Raw genomic sequence first — 22,213 nt, 5'->3', positions numbered from 1 at the left:
TCGCTAGGCAACTCCCCGCCGGGAAATGCTTCTTAGCCAATTTTGTAGGCGGACGCGACGCGGTATGCGATATCCCATCCCTTCGTTGGTGGTACCAACACAGGCACCGCACCGCCCGCAGGGTTCTCCTGACCGCCGGGGCCGATGGCAAAAATGGGTACGGTTCATGATACTCGTCCAGCCACGTTCCGCTGCAATACGACGCGCATCATGCTTGTCGAGCGCCCGGATCGGAAAGTCGAAAATCGAAAACACTGCGGCGCCAGTCCCGTCCGCAAATGGACCTGCCGGAATATGTGCCTTTTGCGCTGCCATCGCCTCTCCGACGGTGCGGCAAATCAGCGTTTCGCGGCCATGGGGCGCCTCGATCCCGATCTCAATCACCGTGTCGTGCAAGCTTCGCGCATAAGCCACCAACCACGGGTACTGCGATCCGAATGTCCCGCGTTCCGCGAGTTCGACAAAACTGTCCTTGATGTCCTGCGCCACGACGATGTCATCGAGAGGAGTTTCAATCGTGGCCAAAAGCCGTTGCGCGACGGACGCCCCAAGACAGCGGGCGATCTCGTTGCGGATGGCGTCCATTGCCGCGCGTTCGTGACCGAGGCTCGCCCGCTTATCACTGACGATGTAGTGAGGTTGCACAATGGCCCCGTCCTGCAGGGCCATCAGCACCATGAATGTCGAATCCCAACCGCCGGTCCACAAGACGTGCCTAACGCGAACTTGCGGATCGTCGGCGTCTTCGATCACTGATCGAGGAAGCTGCGCAGCTTGCGGCTGCGGCTTGGGTGCTTCAGCTTACGCAGAGCTTTTGCTTCGATCTGGCGAATACGTTCACGGGTCACGCTGAACTGCTGGCCAACTTCCTCAAGGGTGTGGTCAGTGTTCATGCCGATGCCGAAGCGCATCCGCAAAACGCGCTCTTCACGCGGCGTGAGCGAGGACAGGACGCGCGTCGTGGTCTCTTTCAGGTTTTCCTGAATGGCTGAGTCCAGCGGCAGGATCGCGTTCTTGTCTTCGATGAAATCGCCGAGCTGCGAATCCTCTTCGTCGCCAATCGGCGTTTCGAGCGAAATCGGTTCCTTGGCGATCTTCATCACCTTGCGGACCTTTTCCAACGGCATTTGCAGCTTTTCTGCCAATTCCTCTGGTGTCGGTTCGCGCCCAATCTCGTGCAGCATCTGGCGACCTGTGCGGACCAGCTTGTTGATCGTTTCGATCATGTGGACGGGGATACGGATGGTGCGTGCCTGATCCGCGATCGACCGGGTGATCGCCTGGCGGATCCACCACGTCGCATAGGTCGAGAACTTGTAGCCGCGGCGGTATTCGAATTTATCGACGGCCTTCATCAGGCCGATGTTACCTTCCTGAATAAGATCAAGGAATTGTAGGCCGCGGTTTGTGTATTTCTTGGCGATGGAAATCACGAGGCGAAGGTTCGCTTCGACCATTTCCTTCTTGGCCTGACGGGCTTCTTTTTCGCCCTTCTGGACCTGCTGCACGATGCGGCGGAATTCGCTAATGTCGAGGCCAACATATTGACCCACTTGCGCCATGTCGGCGCGCAGGTCTTCGGCCTTGTCACGTGAGCGTTCCATGAACATCGACCAGCCACGACCGGGCTTTTCAGCCATCTCGTCCAGCCAGTTCGGATCCAACTCGCGATCCCGATAAGCTTCGATAAACTCACGACGGTTGATGCGGGCCTGGTCAGCAAGTTTCACCATCGCCGAGTCAATCGACATGATCCGGCGGTTGATGCCGTACAGCTGGTCAATCAGAGCCTCAATCCGGTTGTTGTGCAGGTGAAGTTCATTCACCAGCGCCACAATCTCGGAGCGCAAGGCCTGATAGAGTTCTTCGTCTTTTTTGCTGAAGCTGCCGTCTTCGTTCAGGGTCGCAGAAATCCGGACATCCTGCATTTCGGACAGTTGGGCAAAGTCATGGGCAATCCGGTCCAGCGTCTCAAGCACACGTGGCTTCAGCGCGGCTTCCATAGCTGCCAGGGACATGTTGGCCTGATCGTCTTCGTCGTCATCGTCGTCTTGGGCGATCGGGTTGCCGTCGGCATCCAGCTCGGGGCCGGTGTCTTTCTTGGCTTCTGTCGTTGCTCCGGCGGCAGCCGTCGTGTCGACCACGGGCTCGTCTTCGCCGTCCTCACCCATCTGGTTGCCGAACGTCGCCTCAAGGTCGATCACGTCGCGCAGCAAGATGTCTTCGCCAAGAAGTTCGTCTCGCCAGATCGTAATCGCCTGGAATGTCAGCGGGCTCTCGCAGAGGCCCGCGATCATCGTGTTGCGGCCAGCCTCGATGCGTTTTGCTATCGCGATCTCGCCTTCGCGGGATAGCAATTCAACGCTGCCCATCTCGCGCAGGTACATCCGAACAGGATCGTCGGTGCGATCCAGCTTCTCCTGTTCGCCGCTGCCCAGTACAACGTCGCGCGCCTGATTGGTCGTGACAACTTCGGTCGAGCCCTTGTTGTCGTCTTCGTCGGCCTCTTCATCCTCGATGATATTGATGCCCATTTCCGACAGCATCGACATCACGTCTTCGATTTGTTCCGAGGACACCTGATCGGGCGGAAGAACCTGGTTCAGCTGATCGTAAGTGATGAAGCCTTTTTCCCGAGCTTCGCCGATCATCTTTTTGACCGCCGCTTGGCTCATATCGACCATCGGCTCGTTGTGACGGTCGTCCTGCTTTCGATCTTCGTTGGTGTCTTTTGCAGCCATCCGGCGGGGCTCCTTACGCGGGCAGCCCCGAGCGCGCATACAGCGTGGGGCAGTCTGGGTTTGGGCAGTTCAGGTCGTTCGCAGTATTTTACCGAATCAACCGGTCCCTCCGGTGATTCGCAACCTATTTACCCTGATTCGTTTACGTCTTCCTCATCAAAAGCGGTCTCAGAGCCACAGCAGTGCCGATCCTGAGAGGTCAGGCCGCGTTAGCCGCGTCCTTTGCTCTTGGAGAACTTGATGCCATCGAGCAATTCGTCAAAGCTCGATCTTTCGTCCTTGCTCAGCCGCGCACCATTGGGCGCGGTGTCATATTCCGTTGTGTCTTCGTCGTCCTGACGCCCGGCAGATTGCAGCGCCTGCGCCGCCTGACTCAGCCGCCACGTCAGGCCTTCGTCTACCAAACCATCAATGTCTTCAATGGCTTCCGCAACTTCCTTGGCGTGTCCCATACGGGCGGCAAGCTTGGCAAATTCCTCGGCAAGACATAGCCGGGCAAGCTCCATATCTCCAGGCGTGCGAACCGCTGGCGTTATCGCCACATGGGGTAGCGCGCGCAGGCTTTCAAGGGCCGGCATGGCACCGTGCGCTGACAACACATCATCGGCAACACTCGGATCATCGATGCGCAATAGCGCATCGCGCAAGATCGCGCGATCCCCGGCGCATTCAAGGTCTTCCAATTCCACCTCGAACTCCGACAAAACAGCAGGCGTCGCTGCAACTGTTGCTAGGATCACCGCCTCGCGCAGGGCTGATTCGGCCCCTTCCTGCTGCGCCAGAAACGAGTTGCGCGTGGTTTGCTGCGGACCGGCTGCGGGTTGCCATTTCCCGCGCGGACGCCTGAATTCTCCGCGCTGAATTGGCCGCGACTGACCATATCCAAAAAGCTCCGCGCGCAGACGCTTGATCTCTTCGCCGTAGTGTCCTCGCAGCGATGGGTCCTGTATCAGCTTGAGCTTTTCGCGCAGAGTTTTGTCCAACGCTGCGCGCCGCTCCGGGCTGTCAAACACTCGGCCCTCTGTTTCGCGCTGCCATAAGAGGCTGACCATGGGCTGCGCCTCTGCCAGCACCTCTTGCATGGCATCGGCCCCTCCGGACTTGATCACGTCGTCAGGATCTTTGCCGTCGGGCATCAGCGCGAAGCGCAACCCTTTGCCCGCCGCCAAGAGCGGCATCGCCAAATCGATGACCCGGTGCGCCGCGCGAATGCCGGCCTTGTCGCCATCCAATGCGATCACCGGCTCCTCGGACATCCGCCACAACAGTTCCAACTGCGCCTCTGTCACCGCCGTTCCCAATGGCGCAACGGTCGCCTTGAAGCCTGCTTCGCTCAAGGCGATGACATCCATGTAGCCTTCGGCGACGATGATTGGGTCGCCCTTGCCAGACGCCTCGCGGGCCGGCGCGTGGTTATAGAGGCTGCGTCCCTTATCAAAGAGCAGTGTTTCCGGCGAATTCAGGTATTTGGCGTTATCGTTCGGGTCCATGGCTCGACCGCCAAATGCAATGCAGCGCCCACGCGCATCCCGGATCGGAAACATGATCCGGTTGCGAAAGGTGTCATAGGGCTTGCGCCCCTTGTCCGAAGCCTTGGCCAAACCGCAGGCAAGTATCTTGTCCTCCGGCACGCCCTTCCCTGTCAGGTGATCCCAAAGACCTTGCCATCCATCAGGCGCAAAGCCGAGTTCCCACCTGCCGATAGCGTCATCCGATAAACCGCGCTTGTCTGCCAGATAGCGGTAGGCCGCGGCCCCTGCCCCGGTCTTGAGCTGCAGGCGAAAGAACTGAACAGCCATCTCCATGACCTTGCTCAGTTCGGTGCGCTCATCCGCCTTTTCCTGCGCCTTTGGATCGCGCGCAGGCATCGGCATTCCGGCCTCACCGGCCAGAATTTCGACCGCTTCCATGAAGCCCACATTCTCGGTCTCACGCACAAAGGAAATGGCGTCGCCTTTGGCATGGCAGCCAAAGCAATAGTAGTACCCCTTGCGATCATCGACGTGAAAGCTGGCGGTCTTTTCCTGATGGAATGGGCACGGTGCCCAGAGGTCGCCTTTGCCTTGGTTGGATTTACGGGCGTCCCACATGACCTTACGCCCCGCGACCTGCCCCATGGACACGCGGTTGCGAAGTTCATCTAAGAATCCGGGTGGCAGGCTCATGTAATGAGTATCTGTTGCGCAGCGAGCGGTTTCAAGCATCCCGCTGTGGACAGATCGGACGACAAATGCTCGACAGGCTGCGCATCGGCGCATAGCCTCCCGTTGAAATGGGAGGACGATTGCCATGGACGCCGTATTCTCACGCCGCAAGGTGCTGACACCCGAAGAACTCCGCAACTTAAACCAGCGCTCCGACCTCAGGGGCGGATTGCAAATGGCGTCACATCTTGGAGCCATCGCCTTGGCCGCATGGGCGCACGCGGCCGCCATGGGGACACTTTGGGTGCTATTGACCGGCTTTGTGCTCGGCGTATTGATCAACTTTCTTTATGCCGCCCAGCATGAGCTGAGCCACGCAACCGTGTTCGCCACGCGCAAGCTGAATGAATGGTTCGGACGCGCGATTGGTTTCGTCATGATCTTTCCACGCGATTTCGACCAGATCATGCATTTCGCCCATCACTCGCATACCCAGGACTGGGAACGCGACGGCGAGCTTGTGCGCGAACCCTACACTTTGCAGACCTATCTGTTCTGGCTGTCTGGCATCACCTATTGGCGCAATCGCGTCTTTGGCGTGGTGCGTCGTGCCCGTGGCATCATTGTCGAACCCTACATCCGCAAGGAAGAAGAGCAAAAGGTCGTCAAGGAAAGCCGTCTTCACCTGATCGGCTATGGCTTGATCGCAATCATCAGCATCGCCTTCGGAACATGGGCGGCGTTGACGTTCTGGCTGATCCCGATGGTCCTGACGAAACCGATCCATCAACTTCAAAACACGATCGAACATCTGGGTCTGAGCCACGAAAACGACATTCTGGAAAACACACGCTCGACGCGCACGAACGCAGTGATCCGCTGGCTCTGCTGGCAGATGCCCTATCACACGGCACATCATGCATTTCCTTCGGTCCCATTCTGGAAACTGCGCGACCTCAATACAAAACTCGAAGACCACGCGGGGGAAGTGCATCGTATGGGCTGGATCGAGTTTCAGATCGACGTGATCCGCAAACTGTCACAAAAAGACGAAAGCCAATGGCCCATGAACGAAGTGTGGGTCTACCCGGCCTCGGGCGGACGAATGGCGCGAATGCCCGCTGAATAGGGGTGGTGCCATGGGCGATCTCAAAGTCTACACCTCAGCTTGGGCAATGAAGCCCCATGATCAGACAGGCGTCACGTTGTCGGATCAGGACATTGCCGCGATGGTGGCCGATGCTGGCTACGCCGGTCTCGCGCTGGATCTTGGTGCCGCAGATGTCTCTGCTGCCCGCGCCATGGCACCGCACTTGGCGCGACACGGTCTGACACCCTTGATTGTGGCCTTTCCAAAGACGGTCGAAAGTCTGCGTGAAACCCTGATCATGGCCAAGGATATGGGGTCTCCATTTGTCGATGTAATCGGGCAGGTCACACCTTTGAGCGTGGACGGAATGATCCCCGTCATCCGACGCTGGATTGACATGGCGGACACAGTGGGCATGCCGATCCAGTTCGAGAGCCATCGCAACTGCATCACGAACGATCTCTATTCGACCCTCTTGCTCCTGGACGCCGTGCCAGAGATGCGGATGTGTGCCGACCTGTCTCACTATGTCGTGGATCGAGAATTCTGGTTTCCGCTCTCTGAGCGAGACATGGGCCTGATCAGCCGTGTTCTGCAACGAGCCGACAGCTTTCAGGGCCGCGTCGCATCGCGTCAGCAAATCCAGCTGCAACTCGATTTCCCGCAACATCAGAAATGGGTGAACCTTTTCAAGGACTGGTGGCTCGAAGGCTTCACCGACTATCGAAAGCGGACCGATGACGATTGCATCTTCCTGTGCGAACTCGGTCCGCCGGAATATGCGATGACTGGTCCCGACGGACGAGAAATGTCGAACCGATGGGATGAGGCGTTGCAGATCAAAGCGTGGGTGCAGGACCTGTGGAAGCAGGCTGCTCCAGCGCAGCCCCGCTAGGCGCTACGCATCTCTGCAATGCCTGCGACGGTCTCCAATGATGTCGTTAGGTCATGCACCAATGTCCGGGCCACCGACCGAAACACCATCACCTCCCACACGTCTTCACCCACGCGGGTCAGCGCCCCAGACATGTGCTGAATATCCGTTCGCGCGGTCGCGCCAACTGGCAAAGCTGCGTCACGGAGATCAATTGGCGTCAGGCGTGCTAGCACGTCGCGCGCCGCTTCTCCTGTCATGCGAACACGACACCATGCATCCGACTGATCAGTCACTGCTGCAACCTTGGCCAGCGACGCGTCAGGGGCCGCGCCCATCAGCATCACATGATTCAGACCAAACCAATGGCAGGATACCTCCCCCGCCTGAGTGATCTGCCCAGCCTTCGGCAGGACCACCCCATGAGCCTTTTTCAAAGCTTTGCCCAAGGCTGCGTCCTGTCCCTGAAAAGGTGATAGAGAAGCCAGCGGTGCCACGATTTCTTCAACCCGCACACCCGCGACTTCAACCGGCAACAGCCCTTCAGCCGCGCTTTTCGCAATCAGCTTAACCACGCAGACGTCCTCCTTCCGGGTCGACAAACACAGGATCGCAAAGTTCGACCAGCGTCTCTTCTCCGCGCAAATGGTCCATCATGCGCAGTTTTTCACCCATCCGGTTGCGCCCATTACGCACAAAACCCAGCGCAATGTCGGTGCCAACAGTCGGAGAATATGCGACTGAGGTTATATATCCCTGATCGCGTTCGCGCACGGCGTCTCCGTCCAGCGGGTAAATATGCGCCCCGGCAAGCAGCTTGCCCGTCGGTCGCGCAGGCCGGAATCCGACCAATTCCTCGCGATCCTCAACCAGACCGGGCCGCGCCGCCATCGTCTGACCGATGCAGTCCTTCTTGGACGACACCATCCGCCCCATCCCAATGTCAAATGCGGTTGTACGCCCATGGATTTCCGCGTGGGTTATAAAGCCCTTTTCGATCCGCAGGACGTTCAGAGCCTCCATCCCATAGGCTCCGCCGCCCAGCGCCTCGGCCTGCGCGACAAGCATCCTGAACAAGCTATCGCCATATCGCGCAGGAACAGCGACCTCGTAGGCGTGTTCACCAGAAAACGAGATGCGGAAAAGGCGACCCGCGACACCAGCGACGGAAACAGGCCCGCAGCCCATGTAAGGGAAGCTTTCGTTGTCGATCGGAGCATCAAGCAAAGCATTCAACAAGTCGCGTGATTTGGGTCCTGCCACAGCAAACTGAGCCCATTGCTCGGTCGCCGAGACAATGCTGACATCCAGATCAGGTCGCAAGCATTGATGCACATAATCGAGATGCTTCATGACCTGACCAGCTGCCGCCGTGGTGGTCGTCATGACGAAATGGGTATCGCCCCAGCGCGCGCAGGTGCCGTCGTCCATGACGTGACCATCTTCGCGCAGCATTAGACCATACCGCACCTTGCCGACCTTCAAGGTCGAAAAGGTGTTGGTATAGACAAAATCCAGAAACGCGCCCGCATCCGGACCTTGAATGTCGATTTTGCCCAAGGTGCTGACGTCACAGACCCCTACGGCGTCGCGCACCCAGCCAACCTCACGGTCGCAGCTTTCGCGCCACGTTGTTTCGCCCGCCTGCGGGAAATAGCTTGGCCTGTACCAGAGCCCCGCTTCGATCATCGGTGCGTTTCGCGCAACCGTTGCGGCATGAGACGTCGTCAACCGTTCCGGTGCAAAACCTTTTCCCTTTGCGCCCGCGCCAAGTGCCGCCAAAGCCACGGGCGAATACGGCGGGCGGAATGTCGTTGTCCCGGTCTCGGGAATGCCGCGACCTGTCGCGTCCGCCAGAACCGCCAAGGCCGCAACGTTCGAGTTCTTGCCCTGATCGGTCGCCATACCCTGCGTCGTATAGCGCTTCATATGCTCGACGCTTGCATAGTTTTCCTTGGCCGCCTGCCGCACGTCTTTGGTTGTGACATCGTTCTGAAAATCAAGCCAAGCTCGGCCTTTGCCACCGGCATCCCAAAGCGGCTCAATGGCATACACGTGTCCTTCAGCCTCTGGCAGTTCGGCCGTAGGCGCGGATTTGCCCAGATCGGCGGCGATGTCAGAGGCCACACGCGCAGCCGACGCCAACACATCTGCTGTGGCCATGTCGCCCGCTGCCGACCCGCATGCCACCAACCCCGGCACCGCGCCCGGTGTTGGCACAAACGACGCTATGGACGGCTCCCACACGGGGCGGCCGTTCATGTGACAGGTCAAATGCACCGAGGGGTTCCAACCGCCAGAGACCGCGAGGCAGTCCACCTGCAACGGACGCACGCCACGCCCGGTGTCGATCATGATCTCGCGCAGGCCAAGCCGTCCCTTGGTCCCGACAACCCGCGCGCCTGCCATCACCTTCGCATCCACCGGCACCGACACATCGTCACGGCTATCGATCACCGCTGCCACCTCGACGCCCGCGTCTTGCAGGTCCATCGCCGTGCGATGCGCGTCGTCGTTGTTGCCGAACACCGCGATCTTGCGGCCAGGTGCCACGCCGTACCGGTTCAGGTAGGTGCGCACCGCGCCTGCCGTCATCACGCCGGGGCGGTCATTGTTCGCAAATGCGATCGGACGCTCCAACGCCCCTGCCGCAAGCACCGCGCGTTTTGTCTGAATCCGCCAGAACGTCTCTCGCGGTGCGCCGTTGGGAACAGGGCCGTGATGGCCGACTTTTTCCAGCGCACCAAATATCCCACCGTCATAGGCCCCGGTGACAGTCGTCCGTGTCATCACCCGGACATTGGGCATATCGCCCAAGTCAGCGGCGACACCGGCCGCCCAATCACTCCCTGCTTGTCCGCCAACCTCTTCGGTCTCGGACAAAAGACGTCCGCCCAACTCCCAGCTTTCATCGGCAAGGATCACGTCCAACCCGGCCAGGCCAAGCATACGTGCCGCCATAAGACCGGCAGGGCCTGCGCCAATCACAAGCACATCGCAATGCGCAAAGGCCTTGTCGTATTTGTCCGCGTCATCCGACCCGGAAAGCGCACCAAGACCCGCAGCATTCCGGATAAACGGTTCATAGACCTTCTCCCAAAACGCCTTGGGCCACATGAAGGTCTTGTAATAAAAACCCGCGCTGAGGAATGGAGATATCAGATCGTTGATCTCAAGCACGTCCCAATCAAGTGACGGCCATGCGTTTTGCGGGCGCGCCTCCAGCCCCTCATAGAGCTCTTGCATGGTCGCGCGCACATTGGGCTCCTGCCCTGCGCCCGACCCGATGGTCACAAGCGCGTTCGGTTCCTCGGACCCCGCCGTCAGAACCCCGCGCGGGCGGTGGTATTTGAACGACCGCCCCATCAAACGCACATCATTGGCCAAAAGCGCCGAGGCCAGCGTATCCCCGGCAAATCCTTGATAGGATTTGCCCGCAAAACTGAAGGACCGCGTCGCGCTGCGATCAATCCGGCCTTTCCCGTCAACCCGCATCGCGCATCTCTTTCTTCACATCCCGCGCCAGACGCGCGCCCAGTATTTCGTGAGTCACCGTGTTTCGTGTCACGACAAGCCACGCGCCACAGCCCTGCCCGTGCCACCAAAGCTCATCAATCACGCCGGCCGGGTTCTCGCGGTTGTGCAGATACTCGTTCCACACTTTTGCGCCGGCATGCGGATCCGGCCGGTTCAGCATGGACGCGTGACCCATACAGGTGAATTCGCGAATGTCGCGGTCGCCGCAGATTGGACAGGATATCTTCATGCCTGACCCGCCCCTTCTATGTTTTCATAAATACTCAAATCGCCACGGACCGAGCCGGCGCGACGCTGAGGGTCAATGGAGGTTATGCTGCGCACCGGTCGCCTCCTCATCCATCAGGCCACGACCCGTCTCAAAGCGGCTCAACCGATATTTCTCTGCAGGCGCGTGGTGATTGCCCGTGGCCATCAGATGCGCCATCGAGAAACCCGACCCCGGCACAGCCTTAAAGCCGCCATAACACCAGCCGCAGTTCAGATAGAGACCGTCGATATGCGTGCGGTCGATGATGGGCGACCCATCCGGTGACATATCCATGATCCCACCCCAGGACCGAAGCATCCGCGCCTTGCCGATCATCGGCATCAGCGTCATGCCGGCCTCGACCACATGCTCAACCATCGGCAGGTTCCCCCGCGCCGCATAAGAGGCATAAAAGTCCAAATCGCCGCCAAAGACCAACCCGCCTTTGTCCGACTGGCTGATATAGAAATGCCCCATGCCATAGGTGACGACATGATCAACGCAGGGCTTCAACCCTTCGGTCACAAAGGCCTGCAACACGTGGCTTTCAATCGGAAGACGCATCCCGGCCATCGCGGCTGTTTGAGATGATCGCCCTGCCGTCACCAGCCCCAGCTTGCCGCATTTGATCGGCCCTTTGGACGTCTGGACGCCGACAACCTTGCCGTTTTCGATATCAATCCCCTGAACCTCACAGTTCTGGATGATGTCGACCCCGCGCATATCTGCGCCCCGTGCATAGCCCCAAGCCACCGCATCATGGCGCGCCGTGCCGCCGCGCGGGTGGTAGAGCCCGCCATAGATCGGGAACCGGGTCTGTTCATAGTCGAGGTAAGGCAGCATTTCGCGGACGCCCTCGCGGTCCAACAGGATCGCGTCATCGCCTTGGCTGATCATCATGTTGCCGCGCCGGGCAAAGGCGTCACGCTGGCCGTCTGAATGGAACAGGTTGATGATCCCGCGCTGGGAATGCATGGCGTTGAAGTTGAAATCCGCTTCCATGTTTTCCCAAAGCTTCAGCGAATGGGAATAGAATTGCGAATTGCCCTCAAGCCCATAGTTGGCCCGAACAATCGTGGTGTTGCGCCCCACGTTGCCGCCGCCAATATAGCCCTTTTCAAGCACGGCGACATTCGTGATCCCGTGCTCTTTGGCGAGATAGAAGGCCGTCGCCAGTCCATGCCCCCCGCCGCCAACAATGATCACATCGTAATGCGACTTGGGTTCTGGCGACCGCCAGTGAGGCTTCCAGCCCTTGTTGCCGGTCAGCCCCTGTTTGAGAATCTCAAAAGCTGAAAATCGCACCTTGGTCCCTCGCAATCCATGCGCTGTTCACAAGTGTACAGCCCATCATTTGCGAGCAAACGTAGCAAGAGAGTGCAGAGAGCCTGCGACCATTTCCGCCAATTGCAGGCAGGTCTGCGACAGGAGTTAGAGGATGGTCGCTGCCACCAACCGTGTGGTTTGGGTGGTCTCGGTATCCGTCACCGCTTCAAGCGCGCCACGCACCGTGATCCGCGCGCCCTCTTCCAGTGTGGCCGCAGGGTTTTCAAGCGACACCTGCAAGGCCGTTCCATGTTCAGGATCGCCGCAGAACGGGCAGAAACCCATATCCGAGATCAGCATGAATTCCTGCACGTTTTCATCCGCCCAGAGCAGGACAACATATCCCGTCAGGTCGAACTGCTCGATCCCATCCTTCAACTCCGAGGGGAAGATCTTGCGCACTTCGTAGGACGTGTCGGTGATGATTTCTTCAGTTTCGATCGACTTCAGAAGGTCCCAACCATCTGTTTCAGCGGCCATGACAGGTGCCAGCGGCGCAAAAACAGTCACTTGCGCGGTCGCAAGGGCAATAGCACTGGTGGTCAGTCGACGTGTCATCTGAAGCTCCAAATCGGTTTGGAACCTTGAATCAATTTAGAAACATTGCGTCAACGGTTCTGTTTCGGATTGGCGGCTTTTTGCGCAGCGCCGCCAACCCGTTGCAATTGCTCTAAAGGCCCTTGGCGCGGTAGCTGGCGGCAACCTTGTCGATGGCGACCAGATAAGCAGCAGTCCGCAAGTCGGCGACATCTTCGCGTTCGCGCCAGACATCGGCCATGTCGTTATAGGCCTGCCGCATCGTGTCATCGAGACCTGAGCGAACAAGCTCCAACTCCCCTGCTCCGCGCAGATATTGCTGCTTGAAACCGGGGCTCAGTTCCCATCCGATCCCTGTATCTGCGCTGAGCCGTTCAAGTTCATCCACGATCAACTGATGGCGCGCTTCCTCTGCACGGCGTTGCATTCGGCCAAGGCGGATGTGCGACAAGTTCTTGACCCACTCAAAATAGGACACAGTCACACCGCCTGCATTGGCGTACATGTCGGGAATGATCACCGTTCCCTTGTCGCGCAGGATGTCATCCGCGCCGGCCGTAACAGGGCCGTTGGCGGCTTCGATGATCAGCGGAGCTTTGATCCGTGCCGCGTTGGTCAGATTGATGACTCCCTCCAAAGCGGCTGGGATCAGGATGTCGCACTCAGCCTCCAAAAGCTTTGCGCCGTCTTCTTCGAACGTTGCGCTTGGAAAACCGTTGACGCCGCCGGTCTTGATGATGTGATTACGCAGATTTTCGATGTTCAACCCATGCTCATCAAAAACGGCCCCGTCCCGCTCAATGACTGCGATCACTTTGCTGCCGTCTTCTTCGCTCAGGAACTTGGCTGCGTGGAAGCCCACATTGCCGAGCCCCTGCACGATCACGCGTTTGCCATCGAGTGACCCGGACAGCCCGGCGCGCGACGCGTCATGCGCGTTTCGAAAGAACTCGCGCAGGGCATATTGCACGCCGCGGCCTGTGGCCTCGGTCCGTCCCGCAATCCCGCCTGCATTGACTGGTTTTCCCGTTACACAGGCCCGCGCGTTGATATCGGTGGTGTGCATCCGCTGGTACTGATCGGCCATCCACGCCATCTCACGCTCACCTGTTCCCATGTCGGGGGCCGGCACGTTTTGGGACGGATGGATCAGATCGCGCTTGATCAACTCATAGGCAAACCTGCGTGTGATTTGCTCAAGCTCGCTGTCGTTCCATTCGCGTGGATCGATGCAAAGCCCGCCCTTGGAACCGCCATATGGCGCTTCGACGAGAGCGCATTTGTAGGTCATCAAAGCTGCCAGCGCCTCGACCTCGTCCTGATTGACGGACGTCGCAAAGCGGATGCCACCTTTTACCGGCTCCATATGCTCGGAATGCACCGACCGATACCCAGTGAATGTCTGAATGCCGCCCCGCAACCGCACGCCGAAACGAACCGTGTAGGTTGCGTTGCAAACCCTGATCTTCTCGGCCAACCCGGGTGGCAAATCCATCAGCGCGACGGCGCGCGAATACATGATGTCCACGGATTCCCTGAAGGTGGGTTCTTTCGTCATTTTCGGATTTCCTCCCCGATTCGTGGTGCATCGGCACCATGACTGCGAAGAGTTTAACCACTTTTTCGAAGAGCGAGAGATCATTTCCCAGCCGGAAACAGTTGGTGAAAAATCCGGCCATTAGCGTCTTGGCCGGAAAATTTTCCCAAAATGCGCCATATTTCGCCGGGGACCCGCCCAAATTCTGACACCGACCGCGCGCACACCCAGAGCAACGCCTGTGGTGGGGTGATTGGGTAGAAGACATGTGTAACAAGACAAACAATGGTCATGCGCACCGCTTGCGTGCTGCAGCAGTCATGACCCTTCTCCGTAAGCTTAGACGCGACGACAGCGGCGCGATCCTCGTGCTGTGGCTCTTCCTGTTTCTTTCAATGCTAGTCATCGTCGGCATGGCGGTCGACGCCATGCGTGCAGAAAGCCAACGCGTTAAACTGCAACAGACCGTCGACACAGCTGTGCTGGCCGCGGCTGACCTCGATCAGCCCAATGAAGCCGTCGAGGTGGTGAACGACTACTTCGAGAAGGCGGGGCTTGAGGAATTCCTCGGCAAGGTCGAAGTTGATAAAAAACTGAATTACAAGCGCGTGTCGGCAGTCGCCGGTGCCCGCGTTGAAACCAAGTTCCTCCATATCTCTGGCGTGCAGTCGTTCCCGGCTTTCGCCTCCGGTGCCGCCGAAGAGCGTGTGTCGGACATCGAAATCTCGCTCGTGGTGGACGTGTCGGGTTCGATGGGTTCCAACAGCCGACTGCAGAACCTGAAGACTGCGGCCAAACAGTTCTTTGACCTCGTCGTCAATGAACAGACCGATGAAAGTGGCATCACCTCGGTGTCGATCATCCCCTACAACGCGACCGTGAACGTGGGGCCTGATATCCTCGAGCACTACAACGTGACCGAGTGGCATGATGAGACGCACTGCATCCGTTTCCGCGACACTGACTTTGAGACCATCGCGATCTCGACGACGGACGAGCTGGAACGCGTTGCTCACTTTGCCGAAGGCAACAACAGCTACAACTCCCCACGTTGGTACCACTATCACTGCGAAGATGAATCCGACCACGAAATCCTCGCCTACGAGACCGATGTGTCCAAGATGGACGAGCATATCGACGGCCTCAGCGCAGACGGCTGGACCGGCATCGACAACGGCATGAAATGGGCTGCGGCTATGGTCGATCCAGCATTCCGCCCGGTCGTGAACGCCATGATTGACGATCAAGAGCTGCCGGAACTCATCCGCGACTGGCCGACCGATTACTTCAGCGAAGATACCATGAAAGTTATCGTGCTGATGACGGATGGTGCGAACACGAACCAGTACGACATTCTGGACAAGTACAAGGCACCTGCGCTCGTCGAAACCGAGGAAGAAGCCGACAGCCACGCGTGGAAGTACACCATTCCCGGCTACGTGCATCAATTCCCGGCGAATATGGCTGACAACCCACCAGCTATGTCACCTGTCTATTACTCTGCATCCGCGGGTAGCCATGATGAAGACGATGGTTGGCTTGTTTACCTGAGCCACGAGAGCAGCAGCAAACGCCTGTACCGCCCACGCTCGCCATACACGACAAGTGACGACGACTGGTATTACGCAAGCCAACTGCCATCCGACGCCGTGCAAATGTCGTGGCAAGACCTGTGGGCCGAGTTCACGACGCGCGACGCGGCGGACTACTTCCTTCGCTACTCTGATCCAGATGGCTATTGGGGCAGCAACTATTACGGATACTCCCAGTGGTATGGTTCCGTGCCGAGCTACTACAACGCCGTACGTTCACCGGTGACGCTGCATGACGCCTATGGCGAGGTCGATGACCGCCTGCGCGATATCTGTGACCAAGTGGCTCTGAAACCGGTCCTCGTGTTCTCGATTGCCTTCGAAGCCCCGTCAGGTGGTGAATCCGTGATGCGCTACTGCGCCAGTGCGGTAGGCAACTACTACGACGTGGACGGAACCGACCTGAGCTATGCGTTCCAATCCATCGCAAACCAAATCAACCACCTGAGGCTGATCCAATGATCAAACGGCTTTCCAAATACATGCGCCGCCTGCGTGGTGACACAGAGGGCGCATCGTCCATCGAGTTCGTGATCCTGTTTCCTGCAGCGATGGTGATCTTCCTGAGCACCTTCGAAGCCGGGCTCTATCTGACGCGGCAAGTGTTTCTCGACCGCGGGATTGACCTGGCTGTCCGCGAGATCCGCCTCAGCACCGGATTGGTTTTGACCCATGACGATCTGCGCACGCAAATCTGTGAACACGCTACGCTGATCCCTGACTGTGAAAACGTCGTGCGTGTTGAAATGATCCGCTTCGATCCGTTCGTGAAATTCACGATCCCCGAAACGATCGACTGCGTGGACCGTCCTGACGAAATCGACCCCGTCGACACAACAGGCATGACCGGTGAAGAGGCCGAACAAGCCTATGCCGAAGCAGTGGAAGAAGCATGGGCCAACGTGCGTCCAATCGACGAACAAGAGCCGCGCAGCCTTCAGTTGGGTGACGAAAACGAGATGATGTTCATTCGGGTTTGTGCCCTCTTTGAACCTCACTTCCCGTCATCCGTCTTTGCAGCCGACATCGTCGGTGCCGATGGCAAATTCGCGATGGTGACCCAGTCAGCGTATGTAACGGAGCCAAAAGGATGATCCTACGTTTTATCAAATCCCGGCTCGCTCGCTTTCGCGACGACACTCGTGGTCTAGCCGCCTTAGAAGCGATCATTCTTCTGCCAACGCTTGCAATGGTTGGCGTGGCTGGCGTGGTGTTCTTCGAAGGCTACCGCCTGCAAAATGACAGCCTCCGCGCGACCTATGCCGTTGCAGACGCCATTGCACGTGAAAAGTCAGAGATCACAAACCAGTACCTAAACAGCATGCACGACATGCTGGACCATTTGGTACCGGATGATGGCGGCATCGCAATGCGCGTCACGATCGTTTGCTACTCGGAACGCCGCAAAAAGTACCGCGTCGCGTGGTCTGCCAAGAAAGGACACATGTCCGGTCTGAAAAAGCATACGCACCACACGATCAAACGTGAGGCAGATCGCCTGCCAGACATGCCATACGGCGATCAGGTGATTGTTGTTGAGACCTTTGCCAAGCATCGACCAAGCCTGAGCGTTGGCATTCCGGCGCGGGACGTGTCCAATTTTGTGGTTGTCCGGCCACGCTTTGTGAACCAGGTCAAATTCGCCAACAAACCAACATGGATATGTAAGGGCGGGTAATTCCCACGGATATCAATCGCGTGTGTTGATCAGCATCTGAATTGCTTCGGCCATTGCCTTGCCTTCATGGCCATGGGTGACGCCGCCGATACCAATCGACTTTCCAAGTCTCCACCACAGCCCCGGCGCCCACGCCCGGGGCTGTTTTTCTGAGACGCGCAGCAAAAACCCGTTTGACGGTTTAAAGGCGAACGGTCCGCGCTCGACCGCGCGCATCTGATCGACGGTGACAATGACCGCGCCGCCCGTCTCGCGCAGTTCCTGCGCCGTCAGTTCCACCCCGCGGGACGTCGCACGCCACAGCCACTGCGCCACATAAAGCGCGCCGAACCCTGCCAGGCCGAGGAAGAGCCGCAACCCAAGATCAGCCGGCGTAGACACTGCCATCCAGACCAGCAAAATGCCCAAAAGACCCAGCACACTTGCCGCAAATACGCGCCGTCCAGGAGAAGGGTGCAGTTGGGCAAGGATTGGGTCTGTCATCTGTTGGGTATCACTTCATATCCAGGTTCTTCGGGCTCGGTATCCGTCATTTCCGGCGGAAAGCCCGGCGCGCGGATATCAAGACCGGTCGCCTCTTCCAAGCGCTTGATGATGTTTGGCGACAATTCCCGAGGCCCAAACCGCGCAATCCCCTCGTTGAAGATGCGGATCAGTTCCGGATTGAGCTCAACGGGCACCCCTGCCCTGTCTGCCACGGCTTGGAACAGGCCAATGTCCTTGGCCACAAGATCCATGGTGAAGCTGATGTCACGCGATCCGTTGAGGATCACCTGACTTTCGGTTTCATGAACGAACGACGTGCCGGACGAAATCGCAATCGCCTCATAGGCGGTCGACAAATCCATCCCCGCTGCTTTGGCGACAGTCAGCGCCTCGGCGCAACTGACAAGGTTCACGGTTGCAAGATAGTTGGTGATGACTTTGAGAACGGAGGCCGAACCAAGGTCGCCCGTGTGCAGCACCCGACGCCCCATGGATGTCAAAAGCGGCAGAATACGTTCAAAGGTTTCGCGGTCGCATCCTGCAAAAATACTGATGTTGCCCGTCGCTGCGCGGTGACACCCTCCTGAAACCGGGCAATCGACAGCCGCGCCGCCTGCTTCGATGACCAAAGCGCCCAGCCGCGCGACCTCTTCGGCGTCCGTGGTCGACATTTCCATCCAGATTTTCCCCGGACCAACCTGCGGCAGCATCTCTTGCATCACCGCATCCGACGCCGCCGGACTGGGCAAACAGGTGATCACCGCATCGCAGTCCCGCATCAATTGCGCTGGCGATTGCGCGGCCTTGGCCCCCATGGCCACGAACTGAGCGACCAGTTCATCATTCAGATCATGTACGCTCACGTCATGCCCGTTGCGGATCAACGAACCGCTAAGTTTCCCGCCGACATTTCCCAATCCAATGAAACCAATGTGCATGTTGTCCCCTTCGCGCTTTCAGAGAACCATCCCTGGCGCTTCAGCGGCACGTCCACCCTATCCGCGACATACCTGCAAAGCTTTTGCCGCTATTGCTTATCGGCTCCGACGATCCGCAAAGCCATCTGAACGTAGTGGCGCGTCACGTCGTCGATCTGAAGCCGCCCGCCCCGCCGGAACCAGTTGGTGACACCCGTCAGCATGGCAATCAGAGCAAGCGTGGCCAGCTTGCTATCTTCGATCCGAAACACCCCGTCCGCCTGCCCGCGGCGCAATATCGCTTCAAGCTGGTCCTCATAGGCCCGCCGTGCGGCCTCGATGCGGGCGAAATTTGCGGGCTCAAGCGATCTCAGTTCCATGTAGGAAATGAAGACAAGATCGGACCGGTCAATGTGATAGGTGATGTGGAATTCGACAAACGCCGCCAACGCCTGATCGGCTGATAGATGGCTGGGAATGGCGTCTGGGCTCTGGGACAACAGCTCGTCCATATGCCCCTTAAGCAGACTGAACAAAAGCGTCTGTTTGTCGGGCGTGTAGTTATAGAGAGCGCCCGCCTGCACGCCGACTTCGCTGGCGATCTGGCGCATCGACACCGCAGCAAACCCGTCCCGGGCGAACAATCGCAGCGCAGCGTCCTGCACCTTGGGGCCTGTGATGTCGGAATGTGAACCGGTCTTGCGCGCCATAATCCGCCGATTTATCTGAACACCCGTTCAAAAAAGCGGCTTTGGTTGCATGACGCAAGCCCCCCGGCCTAGGTTGAGCGCGAAAGAGGATGTGCCATGCAACGCTTTGTTCTGATCTTGCTCTGTGCGGGGTGTACGCAGTTTCCCGCGCTTGACGGCACGATCAGCCCAGAAGTCGCAGACGCCGATTACGTCCCGTTCATCGAACTCGACGACATGGACAACACGACGCAACCGGCTGACCAAGTCGTCACCGACCCGCTTGCGACGCGCGCGGCTGCCCTGTCGCGTCGTGCGGACGTCTTGCGGCGCAGATCGGTCCTAAGCCCGGATTTACGCGCGCGCATCCGCGACAACCGCACGCGGCCCTGACAGAACCAGCCGCGTTCGGATTGCACTGCCCCCCTACCCAACCTAAAGAAGACGCGCACAAGATCGGAGCGTTGCCCATGACTACCCCTTTGCGACTTGCAATCGCTGGCCTCGGCACCGTTGGTGTCGGCGTGATCAAGATGGTCCGCCAAAACGCCGCTCTGATCTCGGCGCGCACAGGGCGCGACGTGCAGATCGTCGCCGTGTCGGCCCGCTCCCGCGACAAGGATCGCGGCGTGTCACTGCAAAACTATGACTGGGAAGACGACCCTGTCACCATGGCGACCCGTGATGACGTAGACGTTTTCGTGGAATTGATGGGCGGCTCCGACGGCCCGGCAAAAGCCGCAACAGAGGCGGCGCTGGCCGCAGGCAAAGACGTTGTGACAGCAAACAAAGCCATGCTGGCCATCCACGGTCAGGCCTTGGCACTTGCTGCCGAAGAGGCAGGGCGCGTGCTTCGATATGAAGCCGCCGTGGCAGGCGGTATTCCGGTCATCAAGGCGTTGACCGAAGGGTTGGCAGGCAATGAAATCACCCGCGTCATGGGCGTGATGAACGGGACCTGCAACTACATCCTGACCCGCATGGAAAGCGCGGGCCTACCTTATGACGAGGTCTTCGCCGAGGCCGATGCGCTGGGATATCTCGAAGCGGACCCGACACTGGATGTGGGCGGCATCGACGCGGGCCACAAGCTCGCCATCCTTGCTTCGATTGCCTTCGGAACACAGGTCGCCTTTGACGCGATGGAGCTCGAAGGCATCGACCGGATCACCATCGAAGACATCCGCCAAGCCGCCGACATGGGCTACAAGATCAAGCTCTTGGGCGTTGCCCAGTTGACCGGCCGTGGCCTTGAACAGCGCATGTCCCCTTGCCTCGTGCCTGACACCTCGCCCTTGGGCCAACTCGACGGCGGCACCAACATGGTCGTGCTCGAAGGCGACCACGTTGGCCAGATCGTGTTGCGCGGTGCCGGAGCGGGCGAAGGCCCGACGGCAAGTGCCGTGATGTCCGATATTCTGGACATCGCGCGCGGCATCCGCGTGGCGACCTTTGGCCAACCGGCTACACGCCTGACGCAAGCAACCCCGGCCAAGGCTGTGACGCCTGCGCCCTATTATCTGCGCATGCAATTGTTGGATAAACCGGGCGCAATGGCCAAGGTCGCAACTGTTCTGGGAGAGGCCGGGATTTCAATCGACAGGATGCGCCAGTACGGCCATCAGGATGATACGGCACCGGTCCTCATCGTCACGCACAAGACGACGCGCGCCGCGATTGATGCCGCGCGCAAAGCGTTTGATGCCATCGATGTCATCGCTGAACCGCCCGTGACACTTCGGATCGAACAGGTCTAGCGCAAACAACTTGCACCGACTTGCGACGCGTGCCAACGAACGGCAACGCTATTCCGCCTAGTCAAGAAGGACCTTTTCCATGGCCGAGATTCCCGAATTTCATGATCGCATGCTGTCGCTCGGTCTGGCCCGCGTTTCCGAGGCCGCCGCGATTGCATCGGCGGACTTTATCGGACGTGGTGATGAAAAGGCCGCTGATGCTGCGGCCGTCGCAGGCATGCGCGAACAGCTGAACAAACTCGACATCTCGGGTGTGGTCGTGATCGGCGAAGGCGAACGCGACGAAGCCCCGATGCTCTATATCGGCGAAGAGGTCGGCACCGGCAAAGGTCCGGGCGTGGACATCGCACTCGATCCGCTGGAAGGCACCACGCTGACGGCCAATGACATGCCAAACGCGCTGACCGTCATCGCGATGGGCCCGCGCGGCTCGATGCTGCATGCGCCTGACACCTACATGGAAAAACTGGCAATCGGCCCGGGTTTCAAGCCGGGTACAGTGACATTGGACATGACGCCTGCCGAGCGGGTCCGCCGGCTGGCCCGCGCCAAGGCATGTTCAACGGAAGATATCACTTGCTGTATCCTCGATCGCGACCGCCATGCCGAGATGATTGAAGAAGTCCGAGGCACAGGCGCCGCCATTCGGCTGATCACTGACGGAGACGTCGCCGGCGTCATGCACTGCGCCGAACCTGACCTGACGGGCATCGACATGTATATGGGCATCGGCGGCGCGCCCGAAGGTGTGCTGGGCGCTGCGGCGCTGAAATGCATGGGTGGTCAGTTCTTTGGTCGCCTCATTTTCCGGAATGATGACGAAAAGGCCCGCGCTACGCGCGCTGGCATCACCGACTTTGACCGCATCTATGATCGCGACGAGCTGGTGCAATCGGATGTGATCTTTGCAGCCAGCGGCGTGACCGATGGCTCGCTGATGCCCGGCATCAAACGCGAGGTTGGCCACGTCACGGTCGAAACGATCCTGATGCGCTCCAAAACCGGTTCAATCCGGCGCATGATCTACCGCAACCCCGTCTGATCGGCGTTGCCGCAGG

At 58.9% G+C, this 22,213-nt stretch carries 20 protein-coding genes; 8 read left to right on the top strand and 12 right to left on the bottom strand.

Translation table 11 applies throughout. From position 1 onward, the window contains the following. Nucleotides 1-3 precede the first annotated feature (3 nt). The 3 genes from FE702_RS01010 to dnaG form a co-directional block, all read right to left on the bottom strand. Nucleotides 4-669 (bottom strand): 7-cyano-7-deazaguanine synthase, encoded by a 666-nt coding sequence (locus FE702_RS01010; RefSeq protein WP_186826949.1) that lies wholly within the window; start codon nucleotides 667-669, stop codon nucleotides 4-6. Between the two features lie 80 nt (nucleotides 670-749). Then, entirely contained in the window at nucleotides 750-2,741 is a 1,992-nt protein-coding gene (rpoD, locus tag FE702_RS01005) for an RNA polymerase sigma factor RpoD (RefSeq protein ID WP_147124355.1), read from the bottom strand. Nucleotides 2,742-2,950: 209 nt separating this feature from the next. Then, complete coding sequence (dnaG, locus tag FE702_RS01000) at nucleotides 2,951-4,906, bottom strand: DNA primase (protein ID WP_147124354.1); 1,956 nt, start codon at nucleotides 4,904-4,906, stop codon at nucleotides 2,951-2,953. 124 nt (nucleotides 4,907-5,030) lie between these two features. On the opposite strand from dnaG, the gene FE702_RS00995 reads away from it, so the two are divergent. Both FE702_RS00995 and FE702_RS00990 read left to right on the top strand, forming a co-directional pair. After that, entirely contained in the window at nucleotides 5,031-6,014 is a 984-nt protein-coding gene (locus FE702_RS00995; protein ID WP_147124353.1) for a fatty acid desaturase, read from the top strand. Nucleotides 6,015-6,024: 10 nt separating this feature from the next. Continuing rightward, nucleotides 6,025-6,870: a sugar phosphate isomerase/epimerase family protein gene (locus FE702_RS00990; RefSeq protein ID WP_147124352.1), complete on the top strand. Its 846-nt coding sequence runs from the start codon at nucleotides 6,025-6,027 to the stop codon at nucleotides 6,868-6,870. Here FE702_RS00990 and FE702_RS00985 read toward each other — a convergent pair. The 6 genes from FE702_RS00985 to FE702_RS00960 all read right to left on the bottom strand — a co-directional run bounded on the left by FE702_RS00985 (nucleotide 6,867) and on the right by FE702_RS00960 (nucleotide 14,057). Next, complete coding sequence (locus FE702_RS00985; RefSeq protein ID WP_186826948.1) at nucleotides 6,867-7,424, bottom strand: sarcosine oxidase subunit gamma; 558 nt, start codon at nucleotides 7,422-7,424, stop codon at nucleotides 6,867-6,869. The two genes, FE702_RS00990 and FE702_RS00985, sit on opposite strands and share 4 nt — an antisense overlap. Then, the gene (locus tag FE702_RS00980; RefSeq protein WP_147124350.1) at nucleotides 7,417-10,344 is read right to left on the bottom strand and encodes a sarcosine oxidase subunit alpha family protein; all 2,928 of its coding nucleotides are present in this window, start codon (nucleotides 10,342-10,344) and stop codon (nucleotides 7,417-7,419) included. Before FE702_RS00980 ends, FE702_RS00985 begins: the two co-directional genes overlap by 8 nt. Next, complete coding sequence (locus FE702_RS00975) at nucleotides 10,334-10,615, bottom strand: sarcosine oxidase subunit delta (RefSeq protein WP_147124349.1); 282 nt, start codon at nucleotides 10,613-10,615, stop codon at nucleotides 10,334-10,336. Before FE702_RS00975 ends, FE702_RS00980 begins: the two co-directional genes overlap by 11 nt. Nucleotides 10,616-10,687: 72 nt before the next feature. Next, nucleotides 10,688-11,941, bottom strand: a complete 1,254-nt coding sequence (locus FE702_RS00970; protein WP_147124348.1) for a sarcosine oxidase subunit beta family protein — start codon at nucleotides 11,939-11,941, stop codon at nucleotides 10,688-10,690. A 126-nt stretch (nucleotides 11,942-12,067) separates the two neighbouring features. After that, on the bottom strand, nucleotides 12,068-12,520 hold the full coding sequence (locus FE702_RS00965) for a hypothetical protein (protein ID WP_147124347.1): 453 nt from the start codon (nucleotides 12,518-12,520) through the stop codon (nucleotides 12,068-12,070). Nucleotides 12,521-12,632: 112 nt separating this feature from the next. Further along, nucleotides 12,633-14,057: a Glu/Leu/Phe/Val family dehydrogenase gene (locus FE702_RS00960; RefSeq protein ID WP_147124346.1), complete on the bottom strand. Its 1,425-nt coding sequence runs from the start codon at nucleotides 14,055-14,057 to the stop codon at nucleotides 12,633-12,635. Between the two features lie 299 nt (nucleotides 14,058-14,356). Here FE702_RS00960 and FE702_RS00955 point away from each other — a divergent pair, with 299 nt between their 5' ends. From FE702_RS00955 to FE702_RS00945, 3 genes are read left to right on the top strand one after another with little or no spacing between them, the layout of a single operon-like run. Further along, complete coding sequence (locus FE702_RS00955) at nucleotides 14,357-16,090, top strand: TadE/TadG family type IV pilus assembly protein (RefSeq protein WP_186826947.1); 1,734 nt, start codon at nucleotides 14,357-14,359, stop codon at nucleotides 16,088-16,090. Further along, on the top strand, nucleotides 16,087-16,722 hold the full coding sequence (locus FE702_RS00950; protein ID WP_147124344.1) for a TadE/TadG family type IV pilus assembly protein: 636 nt from the start codon (nucleotides 16,087-16,089) through the stop codon (nucleotides 16,720-16,722). Before FE702_RS00955 ends, FE702_RS00950 begins: the two co-directional genes overlap by 4 nt. After that, nucleotides 16,719-17,306: a TadE/TadG family type IV pilus assembly protein gene (locus FE702_RS00945; protein ID WP_147124343.1), complete on the top strand. Its 588-nt coding sequence runs from the start codon at nucleotides 16,719-16,721 to the stop codon at nucleotides 17,304-17,306. Before FE702_RS00950 ends, FE702_RS00945 begins: the two co-directional genes overlap by 4 nt. 12 nt (nucleotides 17,307-17,318) lie before the next feature. On the opposite strand, the gene FE702_RS00940 is transcribed toward FE702_RS00945, so the two are convergent. The 3 genes from FE702_RS00940 to FE702_RS00930 all read right to left on the bottom strand — a co-directional run bounded on the left by FE702_RS00940 (nucleotide 17,319) and on the right by FE702_RS00930 (nucleotide 19,419). Beyond that, nucleotides 17,319-17,789: a hypothetical protein gene (locus FE702_RS00940; protein WP_186826946.1), complete on the bottom strand. Its 471-nt coding sequence runs from the start codon at nucleotides 17,787-17,789 to the stop codon at nucleotides 17,319-17,321. Next, the gene (locus tag FE702_RS00935; protein ID WP_147124342.1) at nucleotides 17,786-18,730 is read right to left on the bottom strand and encodes an NAD(P)-dependent oxidoreductase; all 945 of its coding nucleotides are present in this window, start codon (nucleotides 18,728-18,730) and stop codon (nucleotides 17,786-17,788) included. Before FE702_RS00935 ends, FE702_RS00940 begins: the two co-directional genes overlap by 4 nt. A gap of 89 nt (nucleotides 18,731-18,819) precedes the next feature. Then, entirely contained in the window at nucleotides 18,820-19,419 is a 600-nt protein-coding gene (locus FE702_RS00930) for a TetR/AcrR family transcriptional regulator (RefSeq protein ID WP_147124341.1), read from the bottom strand. A gap of 96 nt (nucleotides 19,420-19,515) precedes the next feature. On the opposite strand from FE702_RS00930, the gene FE702_RS00925 reads away from it, so the two are divergent. From FE702_RS00925 to glpX, 3 genes are all read left to right on the top strand, one after another. Then, nucleotides 19,516-19,791: a hypothetical protein gene (locus FE702_RS00925; protein WP_147124340.1), complete on the top strand. Its 276-nt coding sequence runs from the start codon at nucleotides 19,516-19,518 to the stop codon at nucleotides 19,789-19,791. 77 nt (nucleotides 19,792-19,868) lie between these two features. Continuing rightward, nucleotides 19,869-21,155, top strand: a complete 1,287-nt coding sequence (locus tag FE702_RS00920) for a homoserine dehydrogenase (protein ID WP_147124339.1) — start codon at nucleotides 19,869-19,871, stop codon at nucleotides 21,153-21,155. Nucleotides 21,156-21,234: 79 nt separating this feature from the next. After that, nucleotides 21,235-22,197: a class II fructose-bisphosphatase gene (gene glpX / locus FE702_RS00915; protein WP_147124338.1), complete on the top strand. Its 963-nt coding sequence runs from the start codon at nucleotides 21,235-21,237 to the stop codon at nucleotides 22,195-22,197. The last annotated feature ends 16 nt before the right edge of the window (nucleotides 22,198-22,213 follow it).

The sequence above is a fragment of the Shimia ponticola genome (assembly GCF_007995215.1).
Lineage (GTDB): Bacteria > Pseudomonadota > Alphaproteobacteria > Rhodobacterales > Rhodobacteraceae > Shimia_B > Shimia_B ponticola.
The sequence above is the reverse complement of the archived record's forward strand: the minus strand, read 5'-3'. Positions and strand labels throughout refer to the sequence as shown.

Bases quoted from the DNA above. Each gene is read 5' to 3' on its own strand.
- FE702_RS00990 (WP_147124352.1), top strand. From the start codon at position 6,025: ATGGGCGATCTCAAAGTCTACACCTCAGCTTGGGCAATGAAGCCCCAT.
- FE702_RS01010 (WP_186826949.1), bottom strand. From the start codon at position 669: ATGGCCCTGCAGGACGGGGCCATTGTGCAACCTCACTACATCGTCAGT.
- FE702_RS00935 (WP_147124342.1), bottom strand. From the start codon at position 18,730: ATGCACATTGGTTTCATTGGATTGGGAAATGTCGGCGGGAAACTTAGC.
- dnaG (WP_147124354.1), bottom strand. From the start codon at position 4,906: ATGAGCCTGCCACCCGGATTCTTAGATGAACTTCGCAACCGCGTGTCC.
- FE702_RS00950 (WP_147124344.1), top strand. From the start codon at position 16,087: ATGATCAAACGGCTTTCCAAATACATGCGCCGCCTGCGTGGTGACACA.
- FE702_RS00940 (WP_186826946.1), bottom strand. From the start codon at position 17,789: ATGACAGACCCAATCCTTGCCCAACTGCACCCTTCTCCTGGACGGCGC.
- FE702_RS00980 (WP_147124350.1), bottom strand. From the start codon at position 10,344: ATGCGGGTTGACGGGAAAGGCCGGATTGATCGCAGCGCGACGCGGTCC.
- FE702_RS00975 (WP_147124349.1), bottom strand. From the start codon at position 10,615: ATGAAGATATCCTGTCCAATCTGCGGCGACCGCGACATTCGCGAATTC.
- FE702_RS00925 (WP_147124340.1), top strand. From the start codon at position 19,516: ATGCAACGCTTTGTTCTGATCTTGCTCTGTGCGGGGTGTACGCAGTTT.
- FE702_RS00945 (WP_147124343.1), top strand. From the start codon at position 16,719: ATGATCCTACGTTTTATCAAATCCCGGCTCGCTCGCTTTCGCGACGAC.
- FE702_RS00920 (WP_147124339.1), top strand. From the start codon at position 19,869: ATGACTACCCCTTTGCGACTTGCAATCGCTGGCCTCGGCACCGTTGGT.
- FE702_RS00930 (WP_147124341.1), bottom strand. From the start codon at position 19,419: ATGGCGCGCAAGACCGGTTCACATTCCGACATCACAGGCCCCAAGGTG.
- rpoD (WP_147124355.1), bottom strand. From the start codon at position 2,741: ATGGCTGCAAAAGACACCAACGAAGATCGAAAGCAGGACGACCGTCAC.
- glpX (WP_147124338.1), top strand. From the start codon at position 21,235: ATGGCCGAGATTCCCGAATTTCATGATCGCATGCTGTCGCTCGGTCTG.
- FE702_RS00995 (WP_147124353.1), top strand. From the start codon at position 5,031: ATGGACGCCGTATTCTCACGCCGCAAGGTGCTGACACCCGAAGAACTC.
- FE702_RS00965 (WP_147124347.1), bottom strand. From the start codon at position 12,520: ATGACACGTCGACTGACCACCAGTGCTATTGCCCTTGCGACCGCGCAA.
- FE702_RS00955 (WP_186826947.1), top strand. From the start codon at position 14,357: ATGACCCTTCTCCGTAAGCTTAGACGCGACGACAGCGGCGCGATCCTC.
- FE702_RS00960 (WP_147124346.1), bottom strand. From the start codon at position 14,057: ATGACGAAAGAACCCACCTTCAGGGAATCCGTGGACATCATGTATTCG.